Here is a 26,389-nt window from a genome sequence, read left to right as displayed (position 1 = left end):
GGGGCAGGGTACGGTGCCTCGGCAGGCGGCGGTCGCTCAGGTCCCGCGGGTCGCGGTCGATGAGCATCTGGGACGGGGCGGGTCGAAGGACGGGCGGCAGATGACGGGATCGGGACAGCCGAGCCCGGTGGCGCGGCTCCGTGACGCGGTGTTCGGGGCTTCTCGCGCCGATGTCGCCCTTCAGACCGGGATTGTCCTGATCGCGTGGGTGTGGTTCGCGGTCAACGTGCAGGGCCCGGTCGCCTCCCCAGCGCTCGGCTGGGTGCCGAACCTGTGCTCCGCCGCGCTGGCCGGCGCCGCGCTCTGGACCGTCGGCACCGGCCCGCGGGTGAACCCGGCCGCGGCCCGGTTCTGGCGGTTCATGGGCGCCGGCACCCTCCTCGTGGGTGTCGGCTCCGTGGTCCGCGGGATCCAGGCGATCAACGAGCCGCGGGGCAGCATCGGCCCGGTGGACGGCGCGATCTACCTGGTCGCGGTGCTGCTGGAAGGGTGGGCGCTGCTACGGCTGCCGCTCGGGCTGGAGCGCGGCCGGCGGCGGGTCACGTTCCTGCTCGACGCGTGCACGGTCGTCGTCGCCGGCGGGCTGTTCCTGTGGCAGTTCTGGCTGCGCCCGTCGCTGGAGCGCGACAGCGGCAACCAGGCCGCGTTCGTCACGGGGCTGGTCACGCTGGTCGTGTCGATGCTGGCACTGTTCGCGATCGTGAAGGTGGCGCTGACCGGCACGTCGACCGTCGACAAGGCCGCGCTGCAGTGGTTCGGCCTCGCGATCGTCGTCGGGGCGCTCGCGTCGGCGCCGGAGGCGCTGCTGCCGCCCGGCGCACCCAGCCCGAGCCAGCTCGCGGTGCCGCTGAGCTGCCTGTTCGCCGTGTTCGCCGCCCGCCTGGAGCGCCGCGGCCGGACCGCGCCGGACCCGGCGGTCACGGGAGGGCGCCGCCGGCCGTTCAGCGTCATGCCGTACGTGGCCGTCGCCGCCAGCAACGTGCTGCTGCTGTTCGTCATGTCCTCCGACGACCCCGGCGAGCGGCTCGGTGCCGCCGTCGGCGTGGTGATCCTCGCCGTGCTGGTCATCGCCCGGCAGATGCTCACGTTCCAGGACAACGCCCGGCTCGTCGCCCGGCTCGACGCGGGCATGGTCGAGCTCGGCGACCGGGAGCGCCGCTTCCGCTCCCTCGTGCAGAACGCCTCCGACCTCATCACCGTCACCGACGCCGACGGCGTCCTGACCTACGTCAGCCCCGGCGCGACCCGCCTGCTCGGGCTCCCGGCCGAGCAGTGGCCGGGCCGGCCCGCCGCCGACATGCTCTACGTCGACGACGTGGACCTCGTGCTCACGGCGTACCAACGCGTCATCGACGACCCGGGGGCCCCGGCCGTCTTCCAGGCCCGGCTCGCGCACGCCGACGGCAGCTGGCGCTGGGCCGAGATCACGATGGCGAACCTCCTGCACGACCCCGGCGTCGCCGGCATCGTCTGCAACTCCCGCGACATCACCGACGCCCGGGACTTCCAGCAGCGGCTGAGCCACCAGGCCAGCCACGACGCGCTCACCGACCTCGCCAACCGCAGCCTCTTCGGCGAACGGGTCTCCGAGGCGCTCGCCGCCGGCCCGCCCGAGCGGCTCCGCGTGCTGCTCATCGACCTCAACGAGTTCAAGACCGTCAACGACACCCTGGGCCACGCCGTCGGCGACGCGCTGCTGATCGCCGCCGCCAACCGCCTCCGCGGCGCGGTCCGGCGCGCCGACACCGTCGCCAGGCTGGGCGGCGACGAGTTCGCGGTGCTGCTGGAGCACGCCGACGACGAGGCCGCCCTCGCGGTCATCGCCCGCATCGCCGCCGCGTTCGAGGAGCCCGTCCACGTCGACGGCCACCGGCTGCGGCTGGCCGCCAGCATCGGCGTGGCGCTCGGCACCGTCGCCGCCACGCCCCAGGAGCTGCTGCGCCGCGCCGACGTCGCGATGTACGCGGCGAAGGCCGACCGCGACGGCCCCCGCATCCGCCACGTCGACTACGCCGCGCCGCTGGACGTCCAGGTCCAGGCCCGCGCCACGCTCGAACGCGACCTGCGCACCGGTATCGACGAGGAGCGGTTCTCCGTCGTGTACCAGCCGATCGTGGCGCTCGCCGGGGCCGCCGCCGCATTGGACCCGGGCACTGACCCGGGCGCGGCCCCGGCCGTGGTCCCGGTCATGGTCGAGGCGCTGGTCCGCTGGGAGCACCCGGACCTCGGCACGGTCTCCCCGGGCGACTTCATCCCCGTGGCCGAGGCGTCCGGTCTCATCGTGCCCCTCGGCCGGTGGATTCTCGCGCAGACCTGCCGTCAGGCGGTGCGCTGGCATCAGCTGTACGGCGACGCCGCCCCACGGATGAGCGTCAACGTCTCGGCCCGCCAGCTGCAGGAGGCCGACTTCGCCGCCGAGGTGGCGCGGCTGCTGGCGGCGTCCGGCCTCGCCCCGCACCGGCTCACCGTCGAGATCACGGAGACCGCCACCCTGCACCCCTCCTGCGTCCAGTCCGTGCACGCCCTGCGCGCGCTCGGGGTGCGCATCTCGCTCGACGACTTCGGCACCGGCCACTCCAGCCTCAGCACCCTGCAGACCTGCCCCGTCGACGAGATCAAGCTCGACCGGGCCTTCACCGGCACCTGTACGGCCCCCGACGGTCGTACGGTCGCCGCCGCCGTCATCCAGATGGCCCGCGCGCTGCGTCTCGACGCCGTCGCCGAGGGCATCGAGACACCGGCGCAGGCCCAGCGGCTGCGCGAGCTCGGCTACCCCCACGGCCAGGGCTACCACTTCGCGAAGCCACAGCCCGCGGAGGCCATCGACGCGCTGCTGGCCGCCGGCACGCCGACCGTCGCCGCCCACTGAGCGCAACGCCCGCCGTAGCCCGCCCGCCGCGGACTACGCCGCCGGTCGTAGCCGGTCGCGCCCTGCGCACGACGACCGCGGCCCCCTCCGGTTCCTACCGTGTCGCATGTACCTCCCACATGCGCTCGAGAGGAGCCCTCCAATGCTCGCTTCCGTCGACCCAACGGCGGCCACCGTGGCCATGATGAGCGCCGGCCGTGGCACGGCGATCCTGGCCGGCGTGATCGCCCTGCTCGGCATCGCCATCGGCGCCGCGACCCTGAACCGCACCTCGCGCGCCGATGACCCCGGCAACCTGCTGCGCTGGACCCTCGCCGCGCCCGTCCTGGGCGCGTTCGCGGTGGTCCTCGGCACCGTCGTCGTCGCGACCGCCGACGGCGGCGTGGGCACCGGCAACGGCCTGGCCGGCGGCGTCGTCGCCATCGTCCTCGGCCTGACCGCCGCCGTCCTCGGCGGGCTGGCCCTGCGCCGCACCCGTTCCCGCCGCACCGGCTGACACCGAGCCGCCGTGCGGGCTCGACGGAGGTCCGTCCGGCGGGACCTGACCACTCGGACCGGACGCGGGTGGTGCGCGCTCGAACGGGCCGGCGGGGCGCGACGATCGGGCAGGTGCGTGTCAGCGGGCCGGTGGAATCGCCGCCACGGGTATTGACCAGGATCGGGGCGGCTGGTTACAGATCAACTGTGACCACGAAGGAGCCCGCCCTGAAGCGACTCGCGACGATCGCCACCGCCGTGCTGCTCGCCGTGTCGGCCGGATGCGCCGACGACCCGGCGGGCGGACGGTCCGAGGCGGGCGCGCCGCAGGACGTGTGCGGCCCGATCGAGCGGCTCCAGCCCGACGAGGTGCTCGGCGGGGCGCCCGCCGGGCACCGGCCCTGCGCGGCGGACTCCACGGCGGGCATGCTCGGCGTCGCGGTGTGGACCGCCGCCGACGGCAGGCGGGTCTCCGTCGGCGTCGCGGGCGGCACGCACGCGGCCACGTTCGAGCAGCTGTACGCGGCGGCGCCCGAACCCCAGCGGTGCACCGCGGGCGGGGGCGTGCGCTGCGTCGACAAGACCAGCACCGGCCAGGCCGAGACCGGGACGCTCATCGTCGAGCGGGGCAGCACGTACCTCGTCGTCTGGCTCTCCGACACCGGCGGCCACCAGGCCGGGCTCGACGTCCCGGCGGAGCGCCGCCCGGCGTTCCTGCGCCTCGCCGCGGCGGCGATGCGGTCCGTCTACGGCACCGAGGTGCACTTCCCCGACACGGCCGCCGGCCGGTCGCCCGCGGGGAACACGGCGGCGCCCACCGGCACCGGCACCGGTGGCGCAGGCTCGGCCGACCCAGTCGTCGCCGAGCTCGGCAAGCTCGGCTACCAGCGCACGATGACCGGCGGGTACCAGTCGCCGCAGCTGGGCCGGAAGGTCACCATCGAGGACTGGAAGCCGGCGTCCGGTGCCGGGCCGACCGTGCAGCTGTCGGACGCGCCGCCCGGCCGGCCCGGCGCCCTCGCCGTCGCCGACGTCGACTGGGGGCAGGTCGGCCAGTACCAGCGGTTCCTGTGCGAGCCCGACGACGCCACCGCGTTCAAGGTCGCCCGCAGCATCGACCTGTCCCGCATCGTCAAGGACAACGTCACCAACGGCGTCATCCAGCCGCAGCCCGGCCCCAGCGGCTCCCGCACCGTCGCCGGCAACGGCGTCACCTGCACCGCCCGGTGATGGAGCGGCCCACACCGGGCGACCGTCCGGCGGAGCCGGCCGGAGGGCCGCTCAGCAGGCGTGCCCTGCTGGCCGGTGGCGCGCTGGCCGCGGGAGGGGTGGTCGCCGCCGGCGTGGCGGCCGTGCGCGGCAGCACCGGCGACGGGCCCGGCCCGGCGCCCGCGCCGGCCGCGGAGCTGGGCGGGCTGATGGTGCCGTTCTACGGCGCGCACCAGGCGGGTGTGGAGACGCCGGCGCAGGCGCACGCCGCGTTCGTCGCGCTCGATCTCGCCGGCGGCGTGGACCGGGCGGCGCTGCGCCGGATGATGCTGCTGCTCACCGACGCCGCGGCGCGGCTGACCCAGGGCCGCGCGCCGCTCGCGGACGGCCAGCCGGAGCTGGCGCACCTGCCGTCCCGGCTGACCGTCACGTTCGGGTTCGGGCCGCGGCTGTTCGACGTCGCCGGCCTCGCCGGGCGGCGGCCGGCGTCGCTGGAGCAGCTGCCCGCGTTCGGCATCGACCGGCTGCAGGAGCGGTGGAGCGGCGGCGACGTGCTGCTGCAGCTCTGCGCCGACGACCCGCTGACCGTCGCCCACGCGCAGCGCATGCTGGTGAAGGACGCGCGGTCGTTCGCCACCGTACGATGGGTGCAGCGCGGGTTCCGCCGCGGTCGCGGCATGCAGGGCGACGGGGTGACCCAGCGCAACGTCCTCGGCCAGCTCGACGGCACCGGCAACCCGGCTCCGGGCACCCCGGCCTTCGCGGGCGCGGTCTGGACCGACGCCGGACCGGCCTGGCTGCACGGCGGGACGACGGTGGTGGTGCGCCGGATCCGCGCGGAGCTGGAGGCGTGGGACGCCACCGGCACCGCAGGCAAGGAGTCCGCCGTCGGCCGGCGGCTGTCCGACGGCGCGCCGCTCACCGGGCGGCACGAGCTGGACGAGCCGGACCTCACCGCGAAGGACGCGCACGGGCGCCCGGTCATCCCGGAGCTCTCGCACATCGCCCGCGCCCAGGTGGGCTCGGACCGGCTGCGGATCTTCCGCCGCGCGTACAACTACGACGAGCCGCCCGCCCCGGACGGCACCGCCGACAGCGGGCTCGTCTTCGCCTCGTTCCAGCGCGACGTCGGCGAGCAGTTCGTCCCCATCCAGCGCAGGCTCGCCGAGGCCGACCTGATGAACGAGTGGATCACCCCGATCGGGTCCGCGGTCTTCGCCGTCCCGCCCGGCTGCGACCCCGGCGGCTGGGTCGGCGAGCGGCTGCTCAGGTAGCCGGGCGGGGACCGGCACCCGCTCGCCCCGATCGATGCCCTTCCGCGAGAATGGGTCGATGGACGTCGACGTCTGGTATCGGACACTGAGGATGGCGGTCGGGACGTACGTGCTGCACCTGCACGACGCCGAAATCGAGGCGGCCGGGCAGCTCTACTGCGTCAGCCCCGGGAACCGGCCGTCCGGCTCCGACGACGGGCAGGTCCCGGCGCCGGCGGAGGACGCGTCGCGGTGGCGGGCGGCGACCGAGGCGGCGCTCGCCGCCCTGAGGTCGGTGGAGGAGCGGGACCGGGCGGCGCGGCGGCAGCTGCACCGGCCGGACCAGGCCTGGCAGGGAGTGTGGTGGGAACTCCGCCGCGACCGGTTGCACCGGGACTACGAGGTGCGGAAGGCGGCGCTGGAGGTCGAGGTGCGGGCGGCCTACCGCGCCTTCCGGGATGAGGCCGGCGACCTCACCGACCACATCGTGGCGTGGCGGGAGCGCTGGGCGCGGGAGGAGCGGGAGCGGGAGGAGCGGTCGCGGGCGGAGCGGGTCGCGGCGGTGCGGGCAGGCGCCGGCGGCGCCGTCTGGACCTACCGGATCGGGGACCACGGCGGCCACCGCCGGGTGTTGATCTGGCTGCCCGCCGTCGAGCGCGGCGACGGTGACGAGCGCGGTGCGGTCGTCCGTGACCTGACGGCCCGGCAGGTGCAGAAGATGATCGGGGAGCGGCGCGGCCGGGATCCGTACCTGTGGATCGCCTGGCGGGAGGCGACCGGGAGGGCGATGCAGGAGTGGTACGAGGACGAGGCACGTCCCGCCGGCAGTGCGCGGGTCGCCACGGACGTCGGGGCGTGGGCGGCGCTGACCGGCGTGGTCGTCGAGCCGGTGGTGTGGCGGCCCGGCGAGCTCGAAGGGCTGCGCGTGGCACCGCCGAGCCGCGGCTCCGGCCCGTCCGGCGTCTCGTCCTGAGCGGGGCGGGCTCGGTGGCGTCTGGTTGACTGGGGCACCCGATCGCCGTCGTACGAGGAGCCGCGCCGTGGCCGCACGAGTGACCCGCAGGGTGACCCCGACCCTCGACGTGGAGGGCGCGCTGTGGGGGCGCGGGCACCTGACGGTCGCCGGGATGGACGAGGTCGGGCGTGGGGCGTGGGCCGGGCCGATCGCCGTCGGGATCGCGGTGGTCGCCGGGGACTGCCCGCCCGTGCCGGAGGGGCTGGCCGACTCGAAGTTCCTGTCGGAGGCGCAGCGGGAGCGGATGGTGCCCGTCGTGCGGGAGTGGGTGCGGCACTGGGCGGTGGGGGAGGCCAGCGCCGAGGAGGTCGACGAGCTCGGGGTGACGGCGGCACTGCGGAAGGCGGGGTGGCGGGCCCTCGCGGCGCTGCCGGAGCACCCCGACGTGATCATTCTCGACGGGGCGCACGACTACCTCAGCGACCCGATGGAGGAGACGCTGTTCTGCCCGGAGCGCAGCATCCCGCCGGTGCGCACCGAGGTGAAGGGCGACGCGCGGTGCGCGGTCGTCGCGGCGGCGTCGATCCTGGCGAAGTCGCACCGGGACCTGTACATGGCGGCGCTCTCGGCCGAGTTCCCGCAGTACGGGTGGGAGCGCAACGCGGGGTACGGGGGTGCGGCCGAGCACGTCGACGGGGTCGCGGCGCACGGGCTGAGTGTCCACCACCGCAGGTCGTGGCGGATGGCGGCTGGTACAACGGGAGCATGACGACAGCTGCGGCGATGAGGGCCGAGGCGGCCGCGCTCCTGGCACTCGCACCGAAGGTGGGGCTGCCGTTCGAGGACGACGCGCACCGGCGCTGGATCGAGTACCGGCCGCGGCCACGGCCGGGCGTGAGCCTCGGCGCGCTGGACCCGGAGGGGCGCAAGGCGGCGCACCGGCTGCTCGCCACGGGGCTGCGCCCGCACGCGTTCGCGCAGGCGACCGTGATCCTCGCGCTCGAGGAGGTGCTCGACCGCGAGGAAGGGTACCGGCGTGGCCGGCACAGCAACGACTACACGATCGTCGTGTTCGGCACGCCGGACGTCGCCGGGCGCTGGGGCTGGCGGTTCGAGGGGCATCACCTGTCGGTGACGATGACGCTCGACGGCGACACGGTCTCGCCGGCGCCGGTGTTCCTCGGTGCGAACCCGCTCGGCACCTGGTATCGCGGCCGGCCCGTGGTGCGGCCGCTCGCGCCGGAGGAGGAGCTCGGCTGGGCGGTGCTGGACGCGGTCCCGCGGGATCTCCTGCCGCGCGTCGTGCTGCGGCCGGCGGCGCCGCCGGACATCCACAGTGGACCGCGGGCGGCGGTCCCACCGGTGCCGGAAGGCGTCCCGGCGGTCGAGCTGCCCGATCCGGCGCGGCTGCTGCTGGACGAGCTCGTCGCCGTGTACCTGGACCGGCTGCCGGAGGACGTCGCGCCGGCCGTGGACCGGGACCGGCTGTCGTTCGCGTGGGAGGGCGCGACCGGGCGCACCGGCCGGCACTACTATCGCGTGCAGGGCCCCGACCTGCTCATCGAATACGACAACACCGCCGACGACCTCAACCACGCCCACACCGTGCTGCGCCGCCCCGACTCGGACTTCGGCGCCGACGTCCTCGCCGAGCACCGGGCCGACTGGCACGCCCCGTAGGGCTCAGGTGCCGCAGAAGGTCTGGAACGAGGCGCCGAAGCCCTCGGGCGCGGGAGCGGCGTAGCGCTCCAGGCCGGGCCGCTCGGTGTACGGGTCGGCGAGGACCTCGACGAGCTCGGTGAGCGGCGCCAGGTCACCGCCGGTCGCGGCGGCCAGCGCCGCCTCGACGAGGTGGTTGCGGGGGATGTAGACCGGGTTGACGCGGTCCATGGCGTCGGCGTCGGGGGCGAGCGCCTGCCACCGCGCCAGCCACGCGCCGGCGAGAGGGTCGGGCAGGAGGCCGCGGAACCGGCCGGCGTCGCCGCGGGCGGCCGCGGCGAGGGCGCGGAAGGCCGACGTGTAGTCGACGCCCTTGGTCTGCAGCAGCGTGAGCAGGTCCTCGACCAGCGGCGCGGCCACGTCGTCGGCGAGTCCCGCCGGCAGGCCGAGCTTGGCGCGCATGCCGGCGGACCAGGCGGCGTCGTGCCGGCGGCGGAATTCCCCGAGGGCGGCCACGGCCAGCTCGACGGCGCGGTCCTGCACCTCGTCGAACAGCGGCAGCATCGCCTCGGCGAGCCGGGCGAGGTTCCACTCCGCGACGACCGGCTGGTTGCCGTAGGCGTACCGGCCGCCGTGGTCGATCGAGCTGTAGACCGTCGCCGGGTCGTAGGCGTCCATGAACGCGCACGGCCCGTAGTCGATGGTCTCGCCGGAGATCGTCATGTTGTCGGTGTTCATGACGCCGTGCACGAACCCGACGAGCATCCACCGTGCGACGAGGTCGGCCTGTGCCGCGACGACCGCCTCGAACAGCGCGAGGTAGGGCTGCTCGGCGTCGGCCGCGGCCGGGTGGTGGCGGGCGATCGCGTGGTCGGCGAGGCGCCGCAGCAGGCCGGTGTCGCCGGTGACGGTGGCGTACTGGAAGCTGCCCACCCGCAGGTGACTGGCCGCCACCCGGGCGAGGACGGCACCGGGCAGCATCGCCTCCCGGCGGACGGGGCGGCCGGTCGCGGTGACGGCGAGCGAGCGGGTCGTGGGGATGCCGAGCGCGTGCATGGCCCCGCTGACCACGTGCTCGCGCAGCATCGGCCCGACCACGGCGAGCCCGTCGCCGCCGCGGGCGAACGGGGTCCTGCCAGAGCCCTTCAGGTGCAGGTCGCGGAGCCGCCCGCCGGCGTCGATCTCGCCCAGCAGCAGCGCCCGGCCGTCGCCGAGCCGCGGGTTGAACCCGCCGAACTGGTGCCCGGCGTAGGCCTGCGCGACGGGCGTGGCGCCGTCGGGCACGGCCGCGCCGACCAGCAGCCGGACGCCGTCGGGTGAGCGCAGCCACGCCGGGTCGAGGCCCAGGTCGGCGGCCAGGGCCTCGTCGAGCACGAGCAGCCGCGGCTCGGGGAACTGCTCGGCCTGCCACGGCACCGCCATCTCGGGCAGCTCACGGGCGAAGCGGTTGCCGAGGGTGACGGCCGTTGCGATGCTCACCCGGTCGAGAGTACGTCCCACCGGCGGGTGATCCGCTCAGCCGTGTTCCCGGTCACGCCGGCCCTTACGCGGGTTCGCGCACGCCACCGGGGTCGGCGCCGCCCTCGTCGTCGCCGGGCATCGGCTCCGCCGGGGCCTCCGGCAGCCCGCCGGGCCTCCCGGGCAGCAGCTCACCCGGGTCGTCGGGCACGGGCTCCCGAGGGTCGATCGGCGGGTACTCCTCGGGGTCAAGATCCGGATTCGCCATTCCGTCAGTATTGGGCACGGACGGCGCCTCCGCCCGTCAAGCGCCGCGGGTGGTCACCCGGTCACGCGCCTGGCCGGCCGTGCTGTCCGGGGCCGGCCGTGGTGGCAGCAGGACGCAGAGCGCGGGAGATCCTCCAGCAGCTGATCAGAAACGGACACTCTCAGGCCGACATCGCCCGCGAGATGGGTGTCACCCGCCAGGCCGTCCAGAAGATGCTCAGCGCATGAGAACGCCGGCCGGACCAGGAAGGTCCGGCCGGCGGGTGAACGAAACAGGTCAGCTGGCCGTGCAGGTGAGCGGGGACGGGACGGCGTTCGTGCCGTTCCAGGTGCCGAGGAAGCCGAACGACGTGCTCGCGCCGGCGCCGACGGAGCCGTTGTAGCTGACGTTGCGGGCGGTCACGGCCGCGCCGGAGCTGGTGATCGTCGCGCTCCAGCCGTTCGTGACGGTCTGGCCGTTGGCGTAGGACCAGCCGACCGTCCATCCGGAGATCGCCGAGCCGCCGGCGGTGACGCGGACCTCGGCCTGGAACCCGCCGGGCCACTGGCCGACGATCGCGTAGCTGGCGGTGCAGGTCTTGCCACCGGGCGGCGGCGGCGAGGACGACGGGCTGCGCGACGCCGACGGCGACGCGGACGGGCTGCGCGACCCCGACGGGGAGACCGACGCGGACGGCGACGTGGTCTGTCCACTGTAGATCGACGCCTCGCGGGAGGTCGCCTTCAGGCCGTTGGCGCCGTTGACGATCCGGTCGCCGAACGTGGTCAGCTGCGCCGGGTTGAAGTTGACCGTCATGTCGAGGATCGGGTCGCTGTTGCCGCTCCACGACCAGGCGATCCAGCCCAGCCCGCGGGCCTGCGCCTCGGACAGGATCGTCTCGTGGTCGACCTCGCCGGAGTTGAACTTCCAGCCGAACTCGCCGACGACGAGCGGCCAGCCCTTGTTCTTGAACGCGTCGAAGTAGGCGACGATCGTGGCGGCGTTGGCGTACACGGCGTACATGTGGATCGACAGCACCGTGTTGTGCTTGGTGTCCGCGTCCAGCACGGTCTGGCCCGTGTCACGCATGACGTTCTGCCAGTCCTGGCCCCAGTTCGGGGCGTCGACCATGATGAGGTGCTCGAAGCCGTTGCTGCGCAGCTTCTGGATCGCGGCGGCGGTGGCGGCGGTCCACTGCGCGGGGTTGGTGTTGCCGATCGGCTCGTTGCCGATGTTGATGACGACGTAGTTCTCCTGGCCGACCAGGTTCGCCTTCTGGCTGATCCAGTAGTTGGCGGCCTCGTCCAGCGACGCGGCCGCGCCCTCCTCGCCGTAGCCGGTGGTGTCGTGGACCTCGAGGACGCAGATCAGCTTGTTCTGCTTGCACAGGCTGATGACCGCGGGCACGTCGTTGGAGGGGCCCCAGCGCTTGCCGGTGCCCAGCACCACCCGGATCGTGTTGGCGCCGGCGGCCTTGATGGCCGCGAACGAGGACGTCTGGCCGGTGTACCACACGTGCGGGTGGTTGACCCCGCGCATGATCAGGTTCTGGCCGTTGGCCTCCACGATGTTGCGGCCGCTGATGTGCAGGCCGACCGCGGCGGACGCGGGCTGCATGAACATCACCACCGACGCGGTGACGGCGAGCAGCAGCGCGCCGCCGAGAACGCTGAGTCTTCTCCTCATGGCCTACCTCGAGACATCGATGGGAGCTGGGCGGGCCGGACACTAGGTTCGGCCGTCGACGGCTGTCAACGCGCACGAGCCCCGCGGCGGCCTTCGCGGCGGCGGTGTTTGCGCTGGTACGGACGCGGACGGCGCGGTCACTCCCGGGTGGGACAAACCGTGTACGTTTCACGCGTTGTCCCGGGACGGGGCGTCGCCGCGAACAGGTACATTGGGTGCCGGTGAGCGCGCGGGGGATCTATCGGCTGACGGTGCTGGGCGTCATCGTCGCCTGCGTGATCGTGTCCTGGGTGACGCTGGCGCGGCGCGCCGAGGGGCACCCGCAGAAGCCGGGGCCGCGGCCCGCGTTCCAGCTGCCGTTCCCATGCGGGGAGTCGTGGAGCCTGACCACGTATGCGGGCCACGACGACTACGACATCGACTTCTTCTACAACGGCGGCCCCAGCGGCGGCCGGGCGGTCCTCGCCTCGGCCGCCGGCACCGTCGCCTGGGCCGGCTGGCAGGCGACCCTCGAGGGCGGCGCGCCGGCCGCGCCCGGCACCGTCGGCACCCGCGGCGGCCTCGGCTTCGGCGTGATCATCGACCACGGCGGCGGCTGGTTCACCTCGTACGGTCACCTGCAGACCTGGCCGGAGGTGAAGCAGGGCCAGGTGGTGCCGCGGGGGCAGCTGCTCGGCCACGTCGGCAGGACCGGCTCCACCAGCATCGAGCACCTGCACTACGAGCAGCACGACGACACCCGGGACCCCCGCCATACCCGCGGCAACGCCGACAAGGTCGAGTCCGTCTTCGACGGCGTCCCCTCGGGCATCACCAGCGACGGCAGCGCCGGCACCGGCCCCCTCCGCACGGCCGGCCCGGTCTCCCCGCCCCAGAACCGGACCAGCCGCAACTGCTGACGCGCGCGGTGGGTCAGACGGCGGCGGCGCCGAGCACCCACGAGCGGGTCTGGTCGATGAAGTCGGCCGGGAAGCCGGGGGTGAACCCGGTCGCCGCCTCCAGGCGCGTGACCAGCTCGGGCGGCAGCTTGACCTCGGTGCAGCCCAGGTTGTCGCGCAGCTGCTCGACGGTCCGGGCGCCGACGATGGGCAGCACGCCGTCGCGCCGGCGGGTCCAGGCGAGGGCCACCTGTGCCGGCGTGACGCCCAGCTCGCCGGCGACCGCTCCGACGGCCTGGGCGACGCCGAGGTCGCGGTCGCTGATCGCGTCCCGGCTCAGGCGGCTCCTGGTGGCGGGTGCGCCGGCGTTGTACTTGCCGGACAGCACGCCGCCGCCGAGCGGGCTCCAGGCGGTCACGGTGAGGCCGTAGGCGTCGGCCATCGGCAGGAGCTCCCGCTCGGCGTCGCGGTTGACCAGGCTGTACGGGACCTGCAGGCCGGCGAACGGGGTCCAGCCCCGCCACTCGGCCAGGGTGTTCGCCCGGGACACCACCCAGGCAGGGGTGTCCGACACGCCGACATAGAGCACCTTGCCGGCGGTGACCGCGTCGTCGAGCGCCCGCATGGTCTCCTCGATCGGCGTGTGCCGGTCCCAGATGTGCACCCAGTAGACGTCGACGTGGTCGGTGCGCAGGCGGCGCAGGCTGGTCTCCAGCGACAGCCTGAGGTTCTTGCGATGGTTGCCGCCGCCGTTGGGGTCGGTCGCGTCGCGCGTGACGGTGTACTTCGTGGCCACCACGAACCTGTCGCGCCGCCCGGCGAGCAGCTCGCCCAGGATCTCCTCGCTGGCGCCGCCGCGGTAGTTGACGGCGGTGTCGACGGTGTTGCCGCCGGCGTCGGCGTAGGCGTCCAGGATGCGCCGGCACTCCTCGACCGGTGCGCCGACCCCACCCTGCTCGCCGAATGTCATCGCGCCGAGCACCAGCTCGGACACCCGCAGGCCGGTGCGCCCGAAAGTCGTGTACCTCATGCGGCGACCATACAGAGTGTCTGGTCACGCTGTCCAGACATGCCATGCGGTATGCTGCCGCACGTGGCAGCACGACGTGACGGACCCCAGCAGAGCGGCGCCGAGCTGCGCGAACGCATCCTCGACGGGCTGCACGGACTGCTGCGGGAGCGCACCTTCGACACGCTCAGCGTGGCCGAGATCATCACCGCCGCGGGGGTCTCCCGGGCGAGCTTCTACTTCTACTTCGCCGGCAAGCAGGCCGTGCTGGCCGAGCTGGTGCGCCGGGCGGTCGGCGCCGGCCACGAGGCGGCGCGGCCGTGGTCGGAGGCGGCGGCGGGCCCGCGCGAGACCCTGCGCGCAGGCGTCGACGCCGGCGCCGGGCTGTGGCTCGCCAACGCCGCCGTCCTGCGCGCGATCGTGGAGAGCTGGGCGTCCGACCCGCAGCTGCGCGAGCTGTGGCTGGAGCAGATGGCGTCGTACACCGACGTCGCGGCCACCCGGATCGAGGCCGACCGCCGGTCCGACCCCGCCGTCGCGGCCCGGCTGGAGGGCATCGACGTGCGCGCGCTCGCCGCCTCGCTGACCTGGACCGGCGAGCGGCTGTACTACCTGGCGGCGTGCGGCGTGCCGCCGTTCGACGACCGGACGGTCCTGGTCGACACGCTGACCCACCTGTGGGTGTCCGCGCTGTACGAGTAGCGGGCCTTCCTTCCCGATTCCTGTTATGCCCGGCCCTGCCTTCGCATCTACCTGGGTGCCCGCCGGATCGCCCCGGCGGTTCGTAGCTCAGCGTGACCGGAAGGGACCGGGTTCATGTCCAGATCGAGTTGGTCGAGGCGACATCTGCTCTATGCCGCGCTCGCCGTCGTCGTGCCCGCCGTGGTGACCGGGGTGTCGACGCCGCCGTCCGACGCGGCGACCCTGCCACCCACGGGCGGCACCTATCAGCTGGCGGTCAGGAAGAGCGGCATGTGCATCGACGTGCCGTCGGCGTCGACGGCGAACGGCGCGCTGCTGCAGCAGTGGGGCTGCACGAGCGGCGCGGCCTGGCAGCAGTTCAGGCTCACCGCCGCGGGCTCGGACTTCCAGCTGGTGAACGTGAGCAGCGGCAAGTGCGTCGACGTGCCGGGCTGGTCGACGGCCTCGGGTGTGCAGCTGCAGCAGTACACGTGCGTGGCGAGCCAGGCCAACCAGCAGTGGCGGCTGGTCGCGTCCGGCACCGGCACCTTCCAGATCATCAACGTGAACAGCGGCCTGTGCGTCAGCGACAAGGACGCCAGCACCGCGTCGGGCGCCGCGGTGATCCAGGAGACGTGCACCGCCAACAGCAACAAGCAGTGGGCCTTCAACGCCGTCGGCGGCACCGGCCCCGCCACCGTCGCCAAGGACGGGACCGGGCAGTACACGACCGTGCAGGCGGCGGTCGACGCGGTGCCGGCGAACAACACCACCCGCCGGGTCATCACCATCAAGGCCGGCACCTACCGCGAGATCGTCACGATCCCGTCGAACAAGCCCTTCGTCACCCTGCAGGGGCTGGGTTCGTCGGCGTCGGCGACGGTCATCGTCAACAACCACAGCAGCGCCGGCGGCTACGGTACGAGCGGCAGCGCCACGGTCTTCGTCAACGGCCACGACTTCGTCGCGACGAACCTGACCATGTCCAACGACTACGGCGAAGGCAGCCAGGCGGTCGCGGCGAACGTCAACGCCGACCGGTCGGTGTTCGACAACGTGCGGTTCCTCGGTAACCAGGACACGCTGCTGGTCAACAACTCCCGCCAGTACTACGTGAACTCCTACGTCGAGGGCACCGTCGACTTCATCTTCGGCGGCGCGACCGCGGTGTTCAACGCGAGCACCATCCACGAGAAGCGCAGCAGCGGCGGGCCGATCACCGCGGCGAACACCGACGCGGCCAAGACCTACGGCATCCTCATCTACAGGTGCACCATCACCGGCGCCGCGAACAACGTGACGCAGCTCGGCCGCCCGTGGGGCCCGGCCGCGCAGGTGCTCTACCGCGAGTCGAACCTCAGCGCGACGATGAAGACCGCGCAGCCGTGGACCGACATGTCCGGCAACTCGTGGAAGAACGCGCGGTTCCTGGAGTACCGCAACACCGGTGCCGGCGCCGGCACGAACAGCAACCGCCCGCAGCTGAGCGACTCGGCCGCGGCGAACTACACCCCGCAGAAGTACCTGGCCGGCACCGACGGCTGGAACCCAGTCTGAACCCGGTCTAGGAAACCACCGGCGACAGCCCACGGGCACCGCTCGCCCCGGTGCGTTCGCGACGCGGCGCACCGGGGCAAGTCAGCTGCAATTGCGCTGCAATCGGGGCGTTCCATCGTGGTGCGGCACACGATGGAAGGGACTCAACTTTGCGCACCATTCTTGTCACTGGATCGGCCGACGGCATCGGCCTGCACACCGCGACCCAGCTCGTCGACGGCGGGCACCGGGTGATCCTGCACGCCCGCAACGAGGAGCGCGCCGCCGCCGCGAAGGCCGCGCTGCCCGGCGCGGCCGCGGTCGTCGTCGGCGACCTGCGCTCGCTCGACGACACCCGGGCCCTGGCCGCCTCGCTGTCGGGGTACGGTCACCTCGACGCGGTCGTGCACAACGCCGGGATCGCCCGGCTGGAGAGCAGCGAGCGGGAGTTGACCGGCGACGGCCTGGAGTCGATGTTCCAGGTGAACGTGCTCGCCCCGTACCTGCTGACGGCGCTGCTGCCGCGGCCGGAGCGGCTGGTGTTCGTGTCGTCGGCGATGGCCGCGGACGGTGTCGTGGACCTGGCCGACCTGCAGTACGACCGGCGCCCCTGGGACGGGTTCGTGGCCTACTCCACGTCGAAGCTGCTCGACCTGATGCTGGCCGTCGCGATCGCCCGGCGCTGGCCGGCGACGCTCAGCAACGCCCTCGACCCGGGCTGGGTGCGCACCAAGATGGGCGGCGACAGCGCCCCGACGGACCCCGCGGACGCCGCGCGGGCGCAGGTGCGGCTCGCCGTCGGCACCGACCCGGAGGTGCTGGTCACCGGCCGGTACGTCAGCGACCGCGACTGGCGGCCGGGCGACGCCCACCTCGACGCGGCGCTGCTGGAGGCGCTGCTCGAGCACCTCGCCGACCTCAGCGGGGCACCGCTGCCGGCGTAGGTGTCGTATCCTGGCCGACTTTGCTGTCACAGGAGGTAACGATGGCCAGGTATCCGAAGAGCATCACCGAGCGGTTTCACGGCACGCCGGAGCAGCTGGCGGCGGGGTTGGTCGGCGACCCGCCCCGCCGCTGGTCCGCCGTTGTCGTCGACGACTACGACCCGTCGTGGCCGCTGCGGTTCGAGACGACCCGCGCCGCCCTGACCGGGGCGCTCGGCGACCTCGTGCTGGCCGTCGAGCACGTCGGCTCCACGGCCGTCCCCGGCCTGCCCGCGAAGCCGGTCGTCGACGTGGACCTCACCGTGCCCGACAGCGACGACGAGTCGTCGTTCGTGCCCGTCCTGGCCCCGCTCGGCTACCGGCTCGTGCTGCGCGAGCCGTGGTGGCACGGGCACCGCATGCTGGTCAGCGCGGCCGACGACGTGCACCTGCACGTGTGGCCGCCGGGCGCCCCGGAGCCGATCCGTCACCTGCTCTTCCGCGACTGGCTGCGCGAGCACCCATCGGACCGGGACCTGTACGCCGGCACGAAGCGGCGCCTGGCCGGCGAGACCGTGGACCGGCCCGGCGACTACAGCCTGGCGAAGAACGACGTCATCGACGCCATCTTCGCCCGGATCTTCGCTGCTTGACGGCTCCTGACGGCATTGCGCGCCGCGGGATCTCTCAGGAGCGGGACGGTTGCGCCGATCGGTGGGGTGCGAGCTTCGCGAGAACGGTCGGCGAGGGGTGGCAGAAATGGACGCGCTGCGGCGGACGCGGGTGGTCACGCGGCTGGTGATCGGTTTCCTCGTCATCGCGCTGTGCGTGGTGGCCATCTGGATCGCGGCGGTCTCGGCCTCCCACGGCACCCGCGACACGGCCGGGCACCTGTCCGCCGCCCAGGCCCAGCTCGACGCGGCCGAGCAGCTGAAGTTCCGCATCACCGACATCTCCGGCTGGCAGGTCGGCTACGCGTTCGACGTCGAGCGCGGCGAGCCCGGCAGCACCGACGACACGGCCGACACGCGGGCGGCGTTCCTGCAGGCGATGCGGGACTTCAGCACCGAGCTGGGCACGATGGCGAGCCTGCCGCTGCCGGCCGCCGACCAGGCCGCCGTGCGGGCGATCCGCCAGGCGTTCGACGACTTCAAGGCCCTCGACGACCGGGTCATCGCGGCGTACCGGGCGGGGACCCCGGCACAGGTCAAAGCGGCCAACGACCTCGTCGTCGGCGAGGGCCTGGAGGTGTACGCCCGCATCAGCGGCCCGGTCGACGAGCTGCTCGCCGGCGCCAAGCAGCGGTCGGCCGCCGCCGACAAGGCCGCCCGGTCGACGGCGAGCCGCACCGGCAGGCTGGCCAACGTCGTGGGCAGCGGCGCGCTCGTGCTGGCGGTCGCCATGGCGCTGGCGCTGTCGGTCTCGATCCTGCGGCCGCTGCGGGCCCTGCACGAGCGCCTGTCGGACATCGCCGAGGGTGAGGGCGACCTGACCCACCGGCTGGCGGTCAGCGGCAACGACGAGTTCACCACCGTGAGCCGCGAGTTCAACACGTTCGTCGAGAAGATCGCCGCGACGGTACGGGCGATCAGCGGGTCGGCGTCCACGGTCGCGGTCGCCAGCGAGCGGCTCAGCGACACCTCGACCCGGATCATGACCAGCGCCCAGCAGACGTCGACCCGGTCAGGGCTGATCGTGGCGTCGGCCGACGAGGTGTCCGACAACGTCCGCACCGTCGCGACCGGCGCGGAGCACATGAGCGCCTCGATCCAGGAGATCGCCGGCACCGCCGCCGACGCGGCCCGCATCGGCGGGCAGACCACCGAGCTGACCCAGTCGGCGCACGACCTGATCGGCCGGCTGAGCGGGTCGAGCCAGCAGATCGGCAACGTCGTCACGGTCATCAACGACATCGCGGCGCAGACCAACCTGCTGGCGCTCAACGCGACCATCGAGGCGGCCCGGGCCGGCGAGGCCGGCAAGGGCTTCGCCGTCGTGGCCACCGAGGTGAAGGACCTCGCCCAGGAGACCGGCCGGGCGACCAGCGACATCGCGTCGAAGGTGCAGAGCATTCAGGCCGACACGATGGCCGCGACCGAGGCGATCACCCAGATCGTCGAGATCACCGGGCGGCTCGGCGACTACCAGAACACCATCGCGGCGGCCGTCGAGCAGCAGAACGCCACCACGACCGAGATCGGCCGCAACATCTCCCGGGCCGCGGCCGGCTCGGCCGACATCGCCGCGAACATCGCCACCATCTCCGACGCGGCCCGCATCACCACCAGCGGGGTCGAGGAGACCCGCACCGCCGCGGAGGAGCTGTCGGCGATGAGCCGCGAGCTGCACGCCCTGGTCGGCCAGTTCCGCGTCTGACAGTGGCGCCGGGGACGGGCTACGCTCGGTGGGTCTCATCTACCGCTGGAGCCGCCGCGATGCCGATCGACGAAGCCGAGGAACGGCTGCGGGTCGGGCCGCCCGCCGACCACGCGGCGGGGCTGCCGGCGGTGCGGCTCAGCGTCACCAACGCGGTGCGGCGGATGGGGATCGTCAAGGCGACCCGCAACCTGCTCGCGCTCAACCAGGTCGACGGCGTCGACTGCATGAGCTGTGCGTGGCCCGACCCCCAGGGCAAGCGGCACACCGCCGAGTTCTGCGAGAACGGGGCGAAGGCCGTCTCGTGGGAGGGCGTGCGGGAGACCGTCGAGCCCGCGTTCTTCGCCGCGCACTCCCTGGAGGACCTCGCCGGGCGCACCGACCACTGGCTGGAGGCGCAGGGCCGGCTCATCCACCCGATGGTCCGCCGCGACGGCGGCACCCACTACGAGCCGATCTCCTGGGACGAGGCGTTCGCGCTCGTCGCCACCCACCTCAACGCCCTGGACGGCCCCGACGAGGCGGTGTTCTACACGTCCGGCCGGGCCAGCAACGAGGCGGCGTTCCTCTACCAGCTCTTCGCCCGCGCGTATGGCACCAACAACCTGCCCGACTGCTCCAACATGTGCCACGAGTCGACGTCGGCCGGGCTGGCCGCCACGATCGGCATCGGCAAGGGCTCGGTGTCGCTGCAGGACCTGCACGAGGCCGAGCTCATCGTCGTGTCGGGGCAGAACCCCGGCACCAACCACCCGCGGATGCTCACCGCGCTGGAGACCGCCAAGCGCAACGGCGCGAGGATCCTGGCGATCAACCCGCTGCCGGAGGCGGGGCTGCTGCGCTTCGACAACCCGCAGAAGGCGCGCGGGCTCGCCGGCCGGGGCACCGGGCTCGCCGACGAGCTGCTGCAGATCCGCTCCAACGGCGACCTGGCGCTGTGGCAGGCCATCGGCCACCTGCTCCTGCAGGCGCCCGGGGCGGTCGACCGTGACTTCGTCGACCGGTACACCACCGGCTTCGACGAATGGGAGCGCCACGCGCGCGCCGTGGACCGCGCCGCGGTGCTCGCCGCGACCGGCCTGACCTGGTCGCAGATCGAGACCGCCGCGGCGATGCTGGCCGCCTCCAAGCGCACCGTGCACTGCTGGGCGATGGGCATCACCCAGCACCACAACGCGGTCGCCACCATCAAGGAGTTCGTCAACGTCGCGCTGCTGCAGGGCAACATCGGCAAGCCGGGTGCCGGACTGTGCCCGGTGCGCGGCCACTCCAACGTGCAGGGCGACCGCACGATGGGCATCTGGGAGAAGCCGCCCGCCTGGTTCCTCGACGCGCTCGGCGCCGAGTTCGGCTTCGCGCCGCCGCGCCTTCCCGGGCACGACGCCGTCGACGCCGTGAAGGCGTTCCGGGACCGGCGGGCCAAGGTGTTCGTCGCGCTCGGCGGCAACTTCGTCGCCGCCATGTCCGACACCGACGTCACCACCGCCGCCATGCGGGATGCGACGCTCACCGTGCAGGTGTCCACGAAGCTCAACCGCAGCCACGTCGCCGCCGGCCGCACGGCGCTGATCCTGCCGACGCTCGGCCGGTCCGAGCAGGACATGACCGGCGGAAAGGTGCAGCGGGTCACCGTCGAGGACTCGATGTCGGAGGTGCACGCGTCGCGGGGCCGCTCCGCGCCGGCGGGCCCGCTGCTGCGCTCGGAGGTCGACATCGTGTGCGGTCTCGCGGCGGCCGTCCTGGGGGACCGGCACGGCATCCCGTGGGCGTCGTTCACCGTCGACTACGACCGGATCCGCGACCGCATCTCCCGCGTGGTGCCCGGCTGCGCCGACTACAACGCCCGTATCTCCGACGGCGGCTTCACGATGCCGCACGGGCCGCGGGACTCCCGCACGTTCCCGACCCCGGAGGGCAAGGCCGTGTTCACGGTCAGCCCGCTGGTCGTCCTGGAGGTGCCGCCGGGGCGGCTGGTGCTGCAGACGATCCGCAGCCACGACCAGTTCAACACGACCATCTACGGCCTGGACGACCGATACCGTGGCATCCGCTCCGGGCGGCGGGTCGTGTTCATCAACGCGCTCGACCTCGCCGAGCTCGGCTTCGCCGACGGGGACGTGGTCGACCTCGTGTCGGAGTTCTCCGACGGCGTCGAGCGTCGCGCCGCGCGGTTCCGGCTCGTCTCGTACGACACGCCGAAGGGCTGCGTCGCCGCGTACTACCCGGAGACCAACCCGCTGGTGCCGCTGGACTCGCAGGCTGCGGTCAGCGGCACCCCCACGTCGAAGTGGGTCGTCGTGCGGTTGGAGGCTAGCGGTAGGTGATGTCGCTCGCGCTGTAGAAGCAGTTGACGCCGTCCGCGCCGGAGCCGACGTGGGTCGGTTCGCTGCCCTTCGGGGCGCCCTTGTACTTGTCGCAGATGGTCGCCGAGCCGTAGACGGTGATCCGGGTGAACCGGGCCGTGTCACCCCAGTTGATGTTGATCCCGGCGATCACCTTCGTGGACTTCGCGATGATGTTGTCCACCACGACGTTGCGCTGGTAGGAGTTCGTGCAGTTGCCGCAGGCGCGGTACAGCTTGCCGGCGTTCTCGACGTAGAAGCCGGAGATGTTGACCGTGCCGTTGCCGTTGTGCTGGAACACCTTGTCGCTGGCCGACTTCGCGCCGCCGCCGATCACGTAGCTGGTGCCGCCGCCCGTGCCGAGGAACGTCGCGGCGTCCTCGCCCACGTCCTCCCACCACACGTTCTGGATCGTGCACGTGCCGAGGCAGTGGATGCCGTCACCGGCCGGCGCGCCGATGATCACGTTCTTGATGGTCGCACCGTTGGCCAGCTCGAACATCGGGTCCTGGCTCTCGCTCTGCCCGCCGTCACCGATGCAGCAGTACCGCTTCATCCCGCCGTCGAGCGTGCCCGACACCTTGACGGTGCCGCTGACGCTCGCGTCGCCCGACTTCGTCGGCCAGCTCGTGCTGGGGTTGGTAGTTGTGGGCGTGGTCGTGCCCGCCACCACCAGGCGCCACTGCTGGTTGGCGCCGTTGAGGTCGGTGAACTGCGAGATCCGCGCGCCGTTGGCGGTGGACCACTCCCAGACCTCGAGGGCCTTGCCGCTGTGCCGGTTGATGAGCTGGATGTTGTCGTCGATGTTCTGCACGGAGAACTGCTGGTTGTAGCCGCTGCTGATCGGCCACTGGCGGTACTCCGCGCCGTCGGCGGTGTTCCACTCCCACAGGTCGACGGCCTTGCCGCTGTGCCGGGCGATGATCCGCCACCAGCCGGTGCCGGCCGACTCGAACCGGAACTGCTGGCACTGGCAGCCGTTGCTGCTGTACTGGGTGACCGTGGCGCCGTCCGCGGTCGACGCGCCCGTGACCTCCATGACCTTGCCGCTGTTGACGTTCACCAGGTTGTACCAGGTGCCTTGCACGATCGTCGCCGCGTCCGCGGACCGCACGGCGACGGTCGTCACCGCCGCCACCACGGTCAGCACGACCGCACTGAGCAGCCAGCGTCTGTGTCTCTGCCTTGCCACGTCGGGGAACCTCCGATCGGTGTCTTGGTTCGTGTCGCGAGGAAAGCGCTTTCCTCGGTGGCGGACCGTATCGGCGTCGTCCGTACTTGTCAACGTCGATGTGAGCGCTCACTTCGTCCGCTCCTCGTCAACGGCGGCGCCGTGAAAGGAGGCTGTGAAAACTGTCGTACCCCGCGGGCATGATGTGCGCATGAGCGGTGGGGTGGGGATTCGGGACGTGTGGCAGCTTGTCGACGAGGCGCGGGCGGACCTGGGCGGGGCGCCGTCCGCCGACGACGTCGCGGCGGCGATGGTGCGGTTGCTCAGCGCGCGGCCGGCGGCTGGCATCGCCGCGTTCGACCGGCCCTTCGACGAGCTGATGGCGGTGTCCTACCGGGCGGATCTGTGGGCCGCCGCGTACATCATCAACGGCGGCGCGTCCGGTGACGGGTTCGACTATTTCCGCGGCTGGCTCGTGGCACAGGGCAGGGACTGGTTCGAGTGCGCCCTCGCCCACCCCGACAGCCTGGCCGCCCATCCCGCGGTGGCCGCGGCCGCGGACGGGGGCGGAGACCTCGACGGCGAGCCGGTCCTGTATGTCGTGATGGACGCCTATCGCGACGTCACCGGCGAGGAAGAGGTGCCGCCCTATCCCGACACGGTCTGGATCCCCGACCTCGACCCGGACTGGAATTTCGACTACAACGACGAGGCCGAGATGCGTCGCCGCCTCCCGGCGCTCGTGGCGCTCTTCGACGGGGAGGACGAGCAGTGAGCGTTGCCGAGGCGCGGCCGCCGGGCGCGGAGGACGTGTGGCGCCTGATCTCCGCGGCGCGGGCGGACCTGGGCGGGTCGCCGTCCGCCGAGGACGTGGCGGCGGCGGTGGTGCGCTTGCTGCGCAGCCGGCCGCCCACCGACATCGCCGCGTTCGACCGGCCCTTCGAGGAGTTGCTGGCGGCGTCCTACCGGGCGGACCTGTGGGCCGCCGCGTGCATCATCAACGACGGCGCGTCCGATGACGTCTTCGACTATTTCCGCGGCTGGCTCGTGGCGCAGGGCAGGGAATGGTTCGAGCGCGCGCTCGCCGACCCCGACAGCCTGGCCACCCATCCCGAGGTGATCGCGGCGGTGGCCGGGGTCGGTGACCTGTATGGCGAGGATGTCCTGTGTGTCGTGATAGACGCCTATCGCGCCGTCACGGGCGAGGATGTGCCCCGGATTTCCGACCCGGTGCGGATTCCCGACCTCGACCCGGACTGGAATTTCGACTACAACGACGAGGCCGAGATGCGCCGCCGCCTGCCGCGGCTCATGGCGCTCCACGACGGCGAGGAGGAGCGGTGAGCCGGACCGAGGCGCCACCGCCGGGCGCGGAGGACGTGTGGCGGCTGGTCGACGAGACGCGGGCGGGCCTGGGCGGGTCGCCGTCCGCCGACGACGTCGCGGCGGCGATGGTGCGGCTGCTCGGCGCGCGTCCGCCGGTCGTGATCGCGGCGTTCGACCGGCCGTTCGACGAGCTGGTGGCGGTGTCCTACCGGGCCGGCCTGTGGGCCGCCGCCTACGTCATCAACGGCGGCGCGTCCGACGACGGGTTCGAGTATTTCCGGGGATGGCTGATCACGCAGGGCAGGGAGACGTTCGAGCGGGCGCTCGCCGACCCCGACAGCCTCGCGACACATCCCGCGGTCGTCTCGGCGGCCGCCGAGTGCGACGACCTCGAGTGCGAGGACGTGCTGGCTGTCGTCTGGCAGGCGTACCGGGACCGGACCGGCGGCGACGAGCTGCCCGCCCGTGACTTCACCATCCGCTATCCCGACCTCGACCCGGACTGGGAGTTCGATTTCGACGACGAGGCCGAGATGCGGCGCCGCCTGCCGCGGCTCATGGCGCTGTACGACGAGGAAGAGGACACGTGAGCGAGCTTCGGGAAGAGGTCGGCGGGGACGAAGCGCTCTGGGGTGTTCTCGCGCCGCACGTGCTGCCGTCGGTCCGGCTGACCGGCGGCGGGGCGTGCGCGCCGGATTCGCGGGGCACGCGGCTCGGCGGGGACACGCTCGCCGGGGACGGGTTCGTCTGGCCGCGGACCGATGGCGGCAGAGCGCTGTCGGTGATCGCCCAGCTGGACTGCGACGAGATCAACGCGACGCTCGGCGGCGACGGCCCGGGTGTGCTGCCGGGCGGGGCGCTGCTGACGTTCTTCTACGACGCCGTCGAGATGGAAGGCTGGGGCTACGAGCCAGGCCACCGGCAGCACTGGCGGGTCGTCGTGTCCGACGCCGCGACGGCGCGGCCGGTGGTGGCGCCTGAGGGGACGGAAGCGTTCGGCGCTGTGGCGTGCGTGCCCCGGCGGGTGCTGACGATCCCCGACAGGTGGGAGCCGGCCGTGGAGCGGCTGCGCGAGCACGGTCGCGGCGCGGTGAGCCGGTTGTATGACCGCGTCGGGGCGAAGGACGAGGCGCCCAGACACCGGGTGTTCGGCTGGCCCGAGCCGGTGCAGGGCCCGATGCAGCTGGAGTGCCAGCTCGCCGCCAGCGGCATCTCCGTCGGCGGGCCCGAGGGCTATGGCGACCCGCGCGTGGAGCGGCTCCGCGAGGGCGTCGCCGACTGGGTGCTGCTCCTGCAGGTCGACTCCGACGACGTCGCCGGCTGGATGTGGGGTGACGTCGGCACGTTGTACTACTGGATTCGCTCCCAGGACCTCGCCGCCGGCGACTTCACCCGCATCTGGGGGATCGGCCAGTGCTGCTGAGCCGCCCCTCGTGCCCCGATCCAGCCGGCGGCCCGGCCGCGGCCGGAGACGGACGGCGGGCATGACCGAGGTCCGTGACGGTGTCGATGGCGACGACGACGAGGCGTTGTGGGCGGCGGTGATGGCGCATGCGCTGCCGTCGGTCCGCCTGACGCACAGCCCGGCGCACGGTTTGGAGTGCAGCCCGGCGCACGGTTCGGTGTGCGGCCCGGCGGGCGGTTCGGCGTGCGGGGAGGGGTTCCGGGGCACGCGGCTCGGTGGGGTCGCGCTCGGAGACGAGTGGTTCGTCTGGCCGCGGACGGACGGCGGGCGGGCGCTGTCGCTGATCGTGCAGCTGGACTGCGACGAGGTCAACGAGGCCCTCGGGCTGGACGCGTTGCCGGTGGGGGTGCTGCTGGCGTTCTTCTACGACGCCGTGGAGATGGGCGGGTGGGAGAACGACCCGAGCGACCCGCAGTGGTGGCGGGTCGTCATGGTGGACGCGGGGACCGCGGTGCCGGTGGCGACGCCGGAGGGAGTCGCGACCTTTCCGGCGGTGGCCTGCGCGGGCCGGCGGGTGCTCACGATCCCGGACGAGTCGGAGGCAGTCGTCCAGCCGTTGTGGGAGCGGCAGCCCGCCGGGATGGATGCGCTGTACGGGAGAGCGGAGGCGCCGATGCACCGCGTCTTCGGCTGGCCGGAGTTCATCCAGGACCCCGCACGGCCGGATGACGGCGACTGGGTGCTGCTGCAGGTGGACTCCGACGGCGTCACCGGGTGGATGTGGGGGGACGTCGGCCGGCTGTACTACTGGATCCGCCGGCAGGACCTGGTCGCCGGGGAGTTCGGGCGCGTCAGGGGCGTCGTGCAGTGTCATTGAACGGAGGGGCTGAGGGCGCGCGGCGGCGGTGGCGCGCGCCCCGTGAACGACG

Annotated in this window: 24 protein-coding genes; 19 read left to right on the top strand and 5 right to left on the bottom strand. The window is 73.2% G+C overall.

Annotated elements, in window-relative coordinates; genetic code table 11:
• Positions 1-100: 100 nt before the first annotated feature.
• The 7 genes from ACQEVZ_RS08625 to ACQEVZ_RS08595 all read left to right on the top strand — a co-directional run bounded on the left by ACQEVZ_RS08625 (position 101) and on the right by ACQEVZ_RS08595 (position 8,443).
• A complete protein-coding gene (locus ACQEVZ_RS08625) occupies positions 101-2,869 on the top strand; it encodes a putative bifunctional diguanylate cyclase/phosphodiesterase (RefSeq protein WP_433363688.1) in 2,769 nt (922 codons plus the stop codon).
• Between the two features lie 142 nt (positions 2,870-3,011).
• Positions 3,012-3,365 carry a DUF6223 family protein gene (locus tag ACQEVZ_RS08620; protein WP_433363685.1) on the top strand — a complete coding sequence of 118 codons (354 nt, stop codon included), beginning with the start codon at positions 3,012-3,014 and terminating at the stop codon, positions 3,363-3,365.
• 188 nt (positions 3,366-3,553) lie between these two features.
• Positions 3,554-4,576 (top strand): hypothetical protein, encoded by a 1,023-nt coding sequence (locus tag ACQEVZ_RS08615; protein ID WP_433363682.1) that lies wholly within the window; start codon positions 3,554-3,556, stop codon positions 4,574-4,576.
• Positions 4,576-5,829, top strand: a complete 1,254-nt coding sequence (locus ACQEVZ_RS08610; RefSeq protein WP_433363679.1) for a Dyp-type peroxidase — start codon at positions 4,576-4,578, stop codon at positions 5,827-5,829. Before ACQEVZ_RS08615 ends, ACQEVZ_RS08610 begins: the two co-directional genes overlap by 1 nt.
• A gap of 58 nt (positions 5,830-5,887) precedes the next feature.
• A complete protein-coding gene (locus ACQEVZ_RS08605) occupies positions 5,888-6,781 on the top strand; it encodes a hypothetical protein (protein WP_433363676.1) in 894 nt (297 codons plus the stop codon).
• Positions 6,782-6,848: 67 nt separating this feature from the next.
• On the top strand, positions 6,849-7,532 hold the full coding sequence (locus ACQEVZ_RS08600) for a ribonuclease HII (protein ID WP_354900111.1): 684 nt from the start codon (positions 6,849-6,851) through the stop codon (positions 7,530-7,532).
• Entirely contained in the window at positions 7,529-8,443 is a 915-nt protein-coding gene (locus tag ACQEVZ_RS08595) for a DUF3500 domain-containing protein (RefSeq protein WP_433363673.1), read from the top strand. Before ACQEVZ_RS08600 ends, ACQEVZ_RS08595 begins: the two co-directional genes overlap by 4 nt.
• Positions 8,444-8,446: 3 nt before the next feature.
• On the opposite strand, the gene ACQEVZ_RS08590 is transcribed toward ACQEVZ_RS08595, so the two are convergent.
• The 3 genes from ACQEVZ_RS08590 to ACQEVZ_RS08580 all read right to left on the bottom strand — a co-directional run bounded on the left by ACQEVZ_RS08590 (position 8,447) and on the right by ACQEVZ_RS08580 (position 11,813).
• Positions 8,447-9,901: a protein adenylyltransferase SelO gene (locus ACQEVZ_RS08590; RefSeq protein WP_433363670.1), complete on the bottom strand. Its 1,455-nt coding sequence runs from the start codon at positions 9,899-9,901 to the stop codon at positions 8,447-8,449.
• Between the two features lie 64 nt (positions 9,902-9,965).
• The gene (locus ACQEVZ_RS08585; RefSeq protein WP_344512704.1) at positions 9,966-10,148 is read right to left on the bottom strand and encodes a hypothetical protein; all 183 of its coding nucleotides are present in this window, start codon (positions 10,146-10,148) and stop codon (positions 9,966-9,968) included.
• Positions 10,149-10,424: 276 nt separating this feature from the next.
• Positions 10,425-11,813: a cellulase family glycosylhydrolase gene (locus ACQEVZ_RS08580; RefSeq protein ID WP_354900105.1), complete on the bottom strand. Its 1,389-nt coding sequence runs from the start codon at positions 11,811-11,813 to the stop codon at positions 10,425-10,427.
• 221 nt (positions 11,814-12,034) lie between these two features.
• Here ACQEVZ_RS08580 and ACQEVZ_RS08575 point away from each other — a divergent pair, with 221 nt between their 5' ends.
• Positions 12,035-12,712, top strand: a complete 678-nt coding sequence (locus ACQEVZ_RS08575; RefSeq protein WP_433363666.1) for a murein hydrolase activator EnvC family protein — start codon at positions 12,035-12,037, stop codon at positions 12,710-12,712.
• Positions 12,713-12,725: 13 nt separating this feature from the next.
• Here the strand turns inward: ACQEVZ_RS08575 and ACQEVZ_RS08570 are convergent, their stop codons facing one another.
• Complete coding sequence (locus tag ACQEVZ_RS08570; protein WP_433363663.1) at positions 12,726-13,721, bottom strand: aldo/keto reductase; 996 nt, start codon at positions 13,719-13,721, stop codon at positions 12,726-12,728.
• 63 nt (positions 13,722-13,784) lie between these two features.
• Here ACQEVZ_RS08570 and ACQEVZ_RS08565 point away from each other — a divergent pair, with 63 nt between their 5' ends.
• The 6 genes from ACQEVZ_RS08565 (at position 13,785) to ACQEVZ_RS08540 (ending at position 21,540) form a co-directional block, all read left to right on the top strand.
• Complete coding sequence (locus ACQEVZ_RS08565; protein ID WP_433363660.1) at positions 13,785-14,402, top strand: TetR/AcrR family transcriptional regulator; 618 nt, start codon at positions 13,785-13,787, stop codon at positions 14,400-14,402.
• A gap of 114 nt (positions 14,403-14,516) precedes the next feature.
• The gene (locus tag ACQEVZ_RS08560; RefSeq protein WP_433363657.1) at positions 14,517-15,938 is read left to right on the top strand and encodes a pectinesterase family protein; all 1,422 of its coding nucleotides are present in this window, start codon (positions 14,517-14,519) and stop codon (positions 15,936-15,938) included.
• A gap of 149 nt (positions 15,939-16,087) precedes the next feature.
• Positions 16,088-16,861, top strand: a complete 774-nt coding sequence (locus ACQEVZ_RS08555) for an SDR family NAD(P)-dependent oxidoreductase (RefSeq protein WP_433363654.1) — start codon at positions 16,088-16,090, stop codon at positions 16,859-16,861.
• Between the two features lie 41 nt (positions 16,862-16,902).
• Complete coding sequence (locus ACQEVZ_RS08550) at positions 16,903-17,493, top strand: GrpB family protein (protein ID WP_433363651.1); 591 nt, start codon at positions 16,903-16,905, stop codon at positions 17,491-17,493.
• Positions 17,494-17,599: 106 nt separating this feature from the next.
• Positions 17,600-19,216 (top strand): methyl-accepting chemotaxis protein, encoded by a 1,617-nt coding sequence (locus ACQEVZ_RS08545; RefSeq protein ID WP_433363648.1) that lies wholly within the window; start codon positions 17,600-17,602, stop codon positions 19,214-19,216.
• Positions 19,217-19,275: 59 nt separating this feature from the next.
• Positions 19,276-21,540: an FdhF/YdeP family oxidoreductase gene (locus ACQEVZ_RS08540; RefSeq protein WP_433363645.1), complete on the top strand. Its 2,265-nt coding sequence runs from the start codon at positions 19,276-19,278 to the stop codon at positions 21,538-21,540.
• Here ACQEVZ_RS08540 and ACQEVZ_RS08535 read toward each other — a convergent pair.
• Positions 21,527-22,750: a pectate lyase gene (locus ACQEVZ_RS08535; protein ID WP_433363642.1), complete on the bottom strand. Its 1,224-nt coding sequence runs from the start codon at positions 22,748-22,750 to the stop codon at positions 21,527-21,529. The genes ACQEVZ_RS08540 and ACQEVZ_RS08535 overlap by 14 nt on opposite strands.
• A gap of 190 nt (positions 22,751-22,940) precedes the next feature.
• Here ACQEVZ_RS08535 and ACQEVZ_RS08530 point away from each other — a divergent pair, with 190 nt between their 5' ends.
• The 5 genes from ACQEVZ_RS08530 to ACQEVZ_RS08510 all read left to right on the top strand — a co-directional run bounded on the left by ACQEVZ_RS08530 (position 22,941) and on the right by ACQEVZ_RS08510 (position 26,337).
• Positions 22,941-23,504: a DUF4240 domain-containing protein gene (locus ACQEVZ_RS08530; protein ID WP_433363639.1), complete on the top strand. Its 564-nt coding sequence runs from the start codon at positions 22,941-22,943 to the stop codon at positions 23,502-23,504.
• Complete coding sequence (locus tag ACQEVZ_RS08525; RefSeq protein ID WP_433363636.1) at positions 23,501-24,073, top strand: DUF4240 domain-containing protein; 573 nt, start codon at positions 23,501-23,503, stop codon at positions 24,071-24,073. The genes ACQEVZ_RS08530 and ACQEVZ_RS08525 overlap by 4 nt, the downstream gene beginning before the upstream one ends.
• Positions 24,070-24,645 carry a DUF4240 domain-containing protein gene (locus ACQEVZ_RS08520; protein ID WP_433363633.1) on the top strand — a complete coding sequence of 192 codons (576 nt, stop codon included), beginning with the start codon at positions 24,070-24,072 and terminating at the stop codon, positions 24,643-24,645. Before ACQEVZ_RS08525 ends, ACQEVZ_RS08520 begins: the two co-directional genes overlap by 4 nt.
• On the top strand, positions 24,642-25,478 hold the full coding sequence (locus ACQEVZ_RS08515; RefSeq protein ID WP_433363630.1) for a YwqG family protein: 837 nt from the start codon (positions 24,642-24,644) through the stop codon (positions 25,476-25,478). Before ACQEVZ_RS08520 ends, ACQEVZ_RS08515 begins: the two co-directional genes overlap by 4 nt.
• Positions 25,479-25,539: 61 nt before the next feature.
• Positions 25,540-26,337 (top strand): DUF1963 domain-containing protein, encoded by a 798-nt coding sequence (locus tag ACQEVZ_RS08510; protein ID WP_433363627.1) that lies wholly within the window; start codon positions 25,540-25,542, stop codon positions 26,335-26,337.
• Positions 26,338-26,389 lie beyond the last annotated feature (52 nt).

Source organism: Dactylosporangium sp. CA-152071 (assembly GCF_050936335.1).
Taxonomy (GTDB): Bacteria; Actinomycetota; Actinomycetes; order Mycobacteriales; family Micromonosporaceae; genus Dactylosporangium; species Dactylosporangium maewongense.
This window is presented reverse-complemented; position numbering and strand designations above follow the sequence as displayed.